The organism is Streptomyces sp. SID14436 (assembly GCF_010548465.1).
GTDB lineage: Bacteria > Actinomycetota > Actinomycetes > Streptomycetales > Streptomycetaceae > Streptomyces.
Genome location: NZ_JAAGMD010000602.1, coordinates 1 through 8,557 on the forward strand (window position 1 = coordinate 1; position 8,557 = coordinate 8,557).

Consider the following 8,557-nt stretch of genomic DNA (forward strand, 5'->3'; position numbering starts at 1 on the left):
GGCCGCCCCGGTGCCGCCCGCGACGAGCGCGGCCACCTTGGCGTAGCCCGCGGCGCCGAACCAGCCGATGACGGCGACCGGGACGAGCGCGGGGATGCCTCCGGCGACCTCCTGGATCTCGGTCGCGGCCAGCCGGCACCGCGCGCACTCCTCCAGGTGCTTGCGCAGGCCCCGCTCCGCGCGGGTGCGCAGCCGGCCCCGGGCGTAGGTGCCGAGCTGGTCGGCGTGCCGGGCGCAGCCCTCGTCCTCGGCGAGGGCTGCGCTGACGTGGGCCTGGAGGTAGGCCTGCTTCAGGCCCTCGCGGGCCCGGCTGGCCAGCACCCGGGTGCCGTTGGCGTCCAGGCCGAACAGCGTGGCCACCTCGCTGGGCGACTCGTCCTCGACCTCCGTGTGCCACAGCACCGCCTGCCACCGCTCCGGCAGCGACCGGAACGCCTGCATGGCCAGGGACTGCTCGGCCTCGTGCATGGCCCGGACGTCGGCACCCAGCTCCAGGGTGTCGGTGTCGGAGGGGTGGGACAGCTGGGCGGCCTGGGCGGCGAACGTCGCGAAGTCGTCGACCAGCTGCTCGCGTCGGGCCGACTGCGTCCACGTCGCCGCCACCCGGCGCACGGAGGTGAGCAGGTAGGCGCGCACCGCGTGCTCGGGTCCCGAACCGCCCCGCACCGCCTGGAGCATGCGGGCGAAGACCTCGGCCGTCAGGTCGTCGGCGGTGTGACCGTCCCGGCAGCAGGTGCGCGCGTACCGGCGCACCGCGGGGGCGTGGCGCCGGTACAGCTCCTCGTAGGCCGCGTCCTCGCCCGCCCGCATGCGGGCGATCAGGTCGGAGTCGGCCGACGGCAGTCCGGAACCGGTCAGCCGGTCGCGCTGGGCCGGGACGCCCTCCTCGGGCGGCACGCCCGCACGTCGTCCCTGACTCGGTACCTGCGGCGAACCGTCACTGCACGGCTCGTCACCGCGGGACCCGTCGTCCCGCCCCTCAACGCTCATCGCGGAAAGCCCCCGCCACCTGCCCGACCCGTTCCCGACACGGGTCAGGGTGCCACAGAGGCACCGGGCCGGGGACCGGGAGCGACCGCCTTCCACTCGTCCGTGGGACGGACCGCACGGGAGAACCCCGGCGGTCACGCCCCGCCCTCGGGCCGCCCGGATCCCGGCGCACGGCGCCGGGGGAGCGCGGACGCCCCGGGGCGCGGGTCCTCCCGCAGGTGGCTGCCGGGGACCGGCTCACGCGGGGCGCGAGCGCAGGCCCTCCAGCAGGATGTCCAGCAGCCGGGCCGAGGCCGCGGCCTGCTGGGCGGCGTCCGGCAGGGACGGGGCGGCCGTGGCGATCACCAGGAGGACGTCCGAGACCGAGACGTCCGGCCGCAGCGCGCCCGCGGCCCGGGCGCGCTCCACGAGCCGGCCGACGACCTCCAGCAGCTCCGCGGCTCCCGCGTCGTCCTCGGGCGCGACGGCCACCGCTTCGTCCGGCAGCAGCCGCAGCTCACCCGTGCCCGGCTGTACCCGCTGCTGCGGCACCCGCGCGTGGTCCGCCGCCCCGCGCTCCTCCGCGACGCCCACCCGCAGCACCTGCGGCGGCAGCAGCCGGCCGGCGCCCGAGGCGACCGATGTGCGCAGGAAGCGCGACAGCGCCGACCACGGCTCGTCCTCCTGCCCGAGCGCCGCACGCGCCTGCTCGGTCAGCCGGGAGGTCTCCTCCTCGGCTATCCGCCGCACCAGCACGTCCTTGCTCGGGAAGCGCCGGTACACCGTGCCCACCCCGACCCGGGCGCGGCGCGCCACGTCCTCCATCGGCGCGCCGTAGCCCAGCTCGCCGAAGACCTCGCGCGCCGCCCGCAGGACGTGCTCGAGATTGCGCTGGGCGTCCACGCGCAGCGGCGTCGTGCGCGGCCCGTCCGCGCGTCCGTTGCTCGTCGCCGCGCTCATCGTGGCGCCGGGCACCACTGCGGACGCGGAAGACCAATGAGAATCCTGAACATGCATACGCTTTCCCCCGGTAATGACGTCTCCCCCCGGAGACTTCTCCCCGCCATTGATGGCCGGGGCTGCGGAACGAGCCCGGTGACCGACCCCGCCCGTCGCGGACCCGATGAGCGCATCCCCCTACACCCCGTCGACGTACGAACATAGTTGAGAGGAAGTCAATTCAGAAGAGGGACGTTCCGCACGGCGTTGCCCCCGACCGGAGCAAGCGACGCATTCGTCCGGAATGTGCGCCGTGCTTTCGGCCTCGAAACGCGGTCCCACCTGCGAGGACTCCCCCAGGCCGGGCATTCAGGCCAAGTCGCCCGGACCCCGGTCCCGCAGTCACACAATGCGTCGAGGCTGTGGACAAACGCGTGCGGCGGGTGCGTCATGGGATGGTGAAGGAACGTGCGCGCATTCTCGTTGTCGGTGGCGGCTACGTCGGGATGTACACGGCTCTGCGCCTGCAGCGGAAGCTGAAACGGGAACTCGGCCGGGGCGAGGCCGAGATCACCGTCGTCACCCCGGACCCCTACATGACGTACCAGCCCTTCCTCCCGGAAGCGGCCGCCGGGGCCATTTCCCCTCGGCACGTCGTCGTACCCCTGCGTCGTGTCCTCGACCGGTGCCGCATCGTCATCGGCGAGGCCACCGCCGTCGACCACGCCCGGCGCACCGCCACCGTCACCACCCTCGCCACCGACGAGGAGGGCGGCACCGGACAGCAGCTGGCCTACGACCACCTGGTGCTCGCCCCCGGCTCCGTCTCGCGCACCCTGCCGGTCCCCGGGCTCGCCGAGTACGCGATCGGGTTCAAGACCGTCGAGGAGGCCATCGGGCTGCGCAACCACGTCCTCGAACAGATGGACATCGCCTCGTCCACCCGCGACCCCGCGCTCCGCGACGCCGCCCTCACCTTCGTGTTCGTCGGCGGCGGCTACGCCGGGGTCGAGGCCCTCGGCGAGCTGGAGGACATGGCCCGCTACGCCACCCGGTACTACCACAACCTCCGCCCCGAGGACATGAAGTGGGTGCTCGTGGAGGCGTCCCACCGCATCCTCCCGGAGGTCGGTGAGGAGATGGGCCGCTACACGGTCACCGAGCTGCGCCGCCGCAACATCGACGTCCGCCTGGAGACCCGCCTGGAGTCCTGCGCCGACCGCGTCGCCGTCCTCAGCGACGGCTCCCGCTTCCCCACCCGCACCGTCGTCTGGACGGCCGGCGTCAAACCGCACCCCGTCCTCGCCGCCACCGACCTGCCGCGCGACGAGCGGGGCCGGCTGCGGTGCACCCCCGAGCTGGCCGTCGAGGGCACCACCCACGCGTGGGCCGCCGGAGACGCCGCCGCCGTCCCCGACCTCGCCGCGCGCGAGGAGGGCAAGGAGTGCGCCCCCAACGCCCAGCACGCCCTGCGGCAGGCCCGCACCCTCGGCGACAACATCGTGCACTCCCTGCGCGGCGAACCCCTGGAGACCTACTCCCACGCGTACGCGGGCTCCGTGGCCTCGCTCGGCCTGCACAAGGGCGTCGCCCACGTGTACGGCCGGAAGCTGAAGGGCTACCCCGCCTGGTTCATGCACCGCACCTACCACCTCAGCCGCGTCCCCACCTTCAACCGCAAGGCGCGCGTGGCCGCCGAATGGACCCTCGCCGGACTGTTCAAACGCGAGATCGTCTCCCTGGGGTCACTCGAACACCCCCGTGCGGAGTTCGAACTCGCGGCCGGTGGAAAGCCTTCTCCCAACCCCCCGCACAACCCGAAGGGGTCGTCCTGACCTGACCCGGGAACTGCACCGGCCCGCGCGGCGTCTGACGGATGTCGGCCCGGACGGCACCCTGACAGACTGGTCCACCACCACGGGCGGGCCGCCGATCACCCGGTGCGGCCCGGAGCCCGGCCGGCCCCGGTCCCCGGCCGGTCCCGGTGTGCGGCCGCCGACAACTACACGAGGCAAGGATTCGTGAACTTCACGCGCTGGAGCGCCCGGCTCCCCGGAACGCAGCGCCGCGCAGCAGCGCGGGCCGAGCACCCCGTCTCCCCGGACCGGCGCGGGGAGGGCTCCGTGCCCGCGGCCCGCGCCGAACACCTCACCGACACGTCTCCCGTGCCCGCCGTCGACGACCTGCGGGTGCGGGACGTCCTCGACCGCGTCCCCTCCCTCGTCGCCCTGGTGCACGGCCCGGACCACCGCATCGCCTACGTCAACGACGCCTACACCGCGGCCTTCGGCAGCCGCCCGCTCGGCGCCCCCGCCCGCACGGCCCTGCCCGAGCTCGACGAGATCGGCCTGCTGCCCCTGCTCGACCAGGTCCTGCGCAGCGGCAAGCCCCGCACCGTCAAGTCCCGCAAGGCCCCCGGCGGCCGCTCCTACACCTTCACCTGCACCCCCGTCACCGAACCGGCCGGCAGCGGCGACGGCGGCGGCAGCGGCGTGCTGGTCTTCGCCACCGACGTCACCGACCACGCCGAGGCCGCCGAACGCCTGCGCGCCAGCGAACGCCGCCAGCGCGAGACCGCCGTCACCCTCCAGCGCTCCCTGCTCCCCCAGGAACTGGAGGAACCCGACGACCTGCGCATCGCCGCCACCTACCACCCCGGCGGCACCGAGGCCGCGGTCGGCGGCGACTGGTACGACGTCATCACCCTCGGCGGCGGCCGCACGGCCCTGGTCATCGGCGACGTCATGGGGCGCGGGGTCCGCGCGGCGGCCGTCATGGGCCAGCTCCGCACCGCGGTGCGTGCCTACGCCCGGCTCGACCTCCCGCCGCACGAGGTCCTCCAGCTCCTCGACGGCCTCGCCACCGAGATCGACGCCAACCAGATCGCCACCTGCGCGTACGCCATCCACGACCCCAACGAGGGCTGCCTGGTCTACGCCTCGGCCGGCCATCTGCCGATCCTGGTGCGGGACGAACACGGCACCGTGCGGCGCGCCGCCGAGCCCATCGGCCCCCCGCTCGGCACCGGCGGCTGGATGCACGCCTCCGGCTCGGTCCCGCTGGGCCCCGGCTCCACCGCCGTCCTCTACACGGACGGCCTGGTCGAGCGGCGCAACGAGGACCTGGACGAGGGCATCGCCGCCCTGGAGCGCGCCCTGGCCGGCGCCAGCGGCACCCCCCAGGTCGTCTGCGACCGCCTGGTCCGCTCGGCGGGCGTCACCCCCGACCACGACGACGACGTCGCCGTCCTGGTGCTCCAGCACCCGGCCCGCCGGGGCCCGCAGGGCGAGCTGTTCCGCAACGCCGCGCTGGATCTCCTCGGCGGGGTCGAGGCCGCACCGCGCGCGCGGGCCTTCGCCTCCGGGGTGCTGACCAGCTGGCGCTTCCCGGCCGAGCTGCACGACCTGGGGGTGCTGGCCACCAGCGAACTCGTCGCCAACTCCCTTCAGCACGGCACGCCGCCCATGCGGCTCCGGCTGCGCCGCACCGACCGCCGCCTGATCATCGAGGTCACCGACGGCGACGACCACCTGCCCCGGCGCCGCCGCGCGGAACCGGGGGACGAGTCCGGCCGCGGCATCTCCATCGTGGCCACGATCGCCTCCAGCTGGGGCAGCAGACGCACCCCGGGCGGCGGCAAGGCCGTCTGGTGCGAGTTCGCCCTGCCGAAGCCCGCGAGCGCCTAGACACCCGCCCGCACCGGCGGGCGACGCCACCACGGGGGTGCCGCCCCCACGACCTGCGGCACCCCCGTGCCGGGCGTCACGGCCGCTTCACGCGTGGCTCCTCACGCGTGCGCCGTGGCCTGCCCCGCCGGGCTGCCGCCCTGCGCGACCACGCGGCTGCGGGCCGCCAGCGGCTGGTTCTGCGCCTCGGTGAGCTGCCGCCCGAGCCGCACCGCGAGCACCGTGACCGACAGCGAGATCAGCAGGAAGATCACGACGTACGGAGCGTGCAGCGACGCGCCCAGCGGTCCGCCCACCGCCGGACCGACGGCCAGCGCGAGCTGCTTCACCAGGGCGAACGCCGAGTTGTACTGCCCCGCCATACCGGCCGGCGCCAGGTCCGCGACCAGCGGCGCGAGCGTCGGCGACAGCAGCGCCTCCCCGACGCCGAACAGGGCGTACGTCGAGATGAAGGCGGCCGTCGCCATGGCCTGGCTGCCGTTGCCGAGCCCCGCGTACGCGGCCACGGCCCACGCCACGGCCCAGATCAGCCCGACGGACGCGATCACCCGGGACCGCTTGCGCCGCTCCACGAAGCGCAGCACCGCGAACTGCGCGATCACGATCACGAGGGTGTTCGCCGCCAGCGCCGTGCCCAGCGCGGACGTCGAGATGCCGGCCGCCTCGACGCCGTAGGCGCTCAGCCCCGACTCGAACTGCCCGTAGCAGGCGAAGAACAGCACGAAGCCCAGCACGCACAGCTGCACCATGGCCCGGTTGCCCATCAGCTGCTTCCAGCTGCCCTTGGCGGACGGGGCCACCGCACCGTCGAGACGCGGCGCCTGCGGCATCCGCACCGTCGCCATCACCGCGACGAGCAGCAGGAACATCGCCGCCTCGAGCGAGAACAGCAGGGTGAACGACCCGGCCCGGTCCGGATCGACCAGGTGGCCGCCGATCAGACCGCCGACGCCGAGTCCCAGGTTCTGCAGGAAGAACTGGGTGGCGAACGCCCGCGACCGGGTGCCGGACGGCGAGCAGTCCACGATCATCGTCGCCAGGGCGGGCTGCATGACGGCCTGCCCGGCACCGAGCAGTCCGGCGGACAGCAGCACGGTCGCCTCACCGCTCGACAGCCCCAGGCTCAGAGCGCCGACAGCGGCCGTGACCAGGGCGGTGAGCAGCACCGGCAACGGGCCCCGCCGGACGATGGCCCGCCCGGCGAACGGCAGCACGATCAGTGCGGCGACGGCGAAGACGGCCAGCACGAGTCCCGCCGTCATGGGCCCCAGCCCGCGCACCTGCGCCACATAGACGTACAGGTACGGGACCGTGAAACCCAGCCCGAATGCGCTGAGTGCGTTGCCCACGTGGATCCGGCGCATCGCTGCGCCCTGTGCCCTGGTCACGTTCACCTCTCTCACAGGTTAGGAGTGAAGACTTAGAAGCTAAAGTTCGAGGCTAAAGATTACATAGCGAAGGACTTCAGCGCAAAGGAGGGGCGTGCCATACTGCGGCCATGAGTGACACCCCCGGCCCCGGTGAACCGACACTCGAGGAGCAGATCGCCGCGTATCAGCGGGAGTTCCAGGACCTCGACCCCCAGGTCGAGAAGATCGTCTCCGCCCTCTCCCGGCTGAACCGGCGCATGAACGTCGCCTACGGGCGGCAGACCGCCGAGCTCGGCATCACCAACGCCGACTGGGAGGTCCTCAAGGCACTCGTGCTCTCCGGCGCCCCCTACCGGATGGGGCCCAGCGACCTGGCCAAGCGGCTCGGGCTCACGCCGGCCGCGATGACCCACCGGATCGACCGCATGGTCGCCGAGGGCCTGGTCGACCGGCAGCGCGACGAGAGCAACCGGGTCCGGGTCATCGTGGAGCTGACGCCCGAGGGTCACGAGAAGTGGGTCCAGGCGATGCGCCTCGCCACCGTCTTCGAGGCGGACCTCCTTCAGGACCTCTCCCACGAGGAACGCGTCGCCCTGGGCGAGATGCTCACCTGCCTGCTGCGCAGGGTGGAGGACGACCAGCCGGACGCGGGTGGCCGGCTCTCCGACCTCGACGACTGAAAAGATCTTGACAGGGGATGCTTGACACCGCCCTCCCCGGTCCGTAGTGTTCTCCGGGTTGCCACCGGGACGTAACGGTTCTCCGGCAACACCTCCCGCCGCTCAAGCGGCACTCAAAACCCCAGCACGACCTCCCAGTGGGAACAATTTCGGCATGCCCGGAATTCAATTCCCCGCCCCGATTTGGGAAACACGGAGAGAGTCCGCTAAGGTTTGAGACGTCGGAACGGCCCAACGGCCGGGAAGACAAACCCCGCTGACTGGGGGTCAGGTCGAGAAAAAGATCTGATAGAGTCGGAAACACCGAAGGGAAGCGCCCGGAGGAAAGCCCGAGAGGGTGAGTACGAAGGAAGCGTCCGTTCCTTGAGAACTCAACAGCGTGCCAAAAGTCAACGCCAGATATGTTGATACCCCGTCCATCCGGTTTCGGATGGTCGAGGTTCCTTTGAAATACACACAGCGAGGACGCTGTGAACCGCCGGATTATTCCTCCGGTGGTTCCGCTCTCGTGGTGTGACACCCGATCACGGGTACACATTCACGGAGAGTTTGATCCTGGCTCAGGACGAACGCTGGCGGCGTGCTTAACACATGCAAGTCGAACGATGAACCACCTTCGGGTGGGGATTAGTGGCGAACGGGTGAGTAACACGTGGGCAATCTGCCCTGCACTCTGGGACAAGCCCTGGAAACGGGGTCTAATACCGGATACTGAACCACTTGGGCATCCAGGCGGTTCGAAAGCTCCGGCGGTGCAGGATGAGCCCGCGGCCTATCAGCTTGTTGGTGAGGTAACGGCTCACCAAGGCGACGACGGGTAGCCGGCCTGAGAGGGCGACCGGCCACACTGGGACTGAGACACGGCCCAGACTCCTACGGGAGGCAGCAGTGGGGAATATTGCACAATGGGCGA

6 protein-coding genes and 1 rRNA gene are annotated in these 8,557 nt (G+C 72.2%); 4 read left to right on the top strand and 3 right to left on the bottom strand.

Annotation, left to right across the window (positions count from 1 at the left end):
- Positions 1-990: sigma-70 family RNA polymerase sigma factor (locus G3I53_RS21425; RefSeq protein ID WP_164438669.1), on the bottom strand; the 990-nt coding region annotated here is incomplete at its 3' end.
- Between the two features lie 237 nt (positions 991-1,227).
- A complete protein-coding gene (locus G3I53_RS21430) occupies positions 1,228-1,986 on the bottom strand; it encodes a TetR/AcrR family transcriptional regulator (protein WP_164438670.1) in 759 nt (252 codons plus the stop codon).
- 377 nt (positions 1,987-2,363) lie between these two features.
- Between G3I53_RS21430 and G3I53_RS21435 the strand changes: the two genes are divergently transcribed.
- Together G3I53_RS21435 and G3I53_RS21440 are read left to right on the top strand one after the other, a co-directional pair.
- A complete protein-coding gene (locus tag G3I53_RS21435) occupies positions 2,364-3,743 on the top strand; it encodes an NAD(P)/FAD-dependent oxidoreductase (protein ID WP_164338263.1) in 1,380 nt (459 codons plus the stop codon).
- A gap of 186 nt (positions 3,744-3,929) precedes the next feature.
- A complete protein-coding gene (locus G3I53_RS21440) occupies positions 3,930-5,594 on the top strand; it encodes a SpoIIE family protein phosphatase (protein WP_164338264.1) in 1,665 nt (554 codons plus the stop codon).
- 101 nt (positions 5,595-5,695) lie between these two features.
- Here the strand turns inward: G3I53_RS21440 and G3I53_RS21445 are convergent, their stop codons facing one another.
- Complete coding sequence (locus G3I53_RS21445) at positions 5,696-6,958, bottom strand: MFS transporter (protein WP_164438671.1); 1,263 nt, start codon at positions 6,956-6,958, stop codon at positions 5,696-5,698.
- 134 nt (positions 6,959-7,092) lie between these two features.
- On the opposite strand from G3I53_RS21445, the gene G3I53_RS21450 reads away from it, so the two are divergent.
- Together G3I53_RS21450 and G3I53_RS21455 are read left to right on the top strand one after the other, a co-directional pair.
- Positions 7,093-7,644: a MarR family transcriptional regulator gene (locus tag G3I53_RS21450; protein ID WP_164338479.1), complete on the top strand. Its 552-nt coding sequence runs from the start codon at positions 7,093-7,095 to the stop codon at positions 7,642-7,644.
- Between the two features lie 537 nt (positions 7,645-8,181).
- Positions 8,182-8,557 (top strand): 16S ribosomal RNA (locus G3I53_RS21455); the annotation flags it as partial.

Excerpts from the sequence above, each read along its gene's own strand:
- G3I53_RS21450 (WP_164338479.1), top strand. The coding sequence starts at position 7,093 with ATGAGTGACACCCCCGGCCCCGGTGAACCGACACTCGAGGAGCAGATC.
- G3I53_RS21445 (WP_164438671.1), bottom strand. The coding sequence starts at position 6,958 with ATGCGCCGGATCCACGTGGGCAACGCACTCAGCGCATTCGGGCTGGGT.
- G3I53_RS21430 (WP_164438670.1), bottom strand. The coding sequence starts at position 1,986 with ATGCATGTTCAGGATTCTCATTGGTCTTCCGCGTCCGCAGTGGTGCCC.
- G3I53_RS21435 (WP_164338263.1), top strand. The coding sequence starts at position 2,364 with ATGGTGAAGGAACGTGCGCGCATTCTCGTTGTCGGTGGCGGCTACGTC.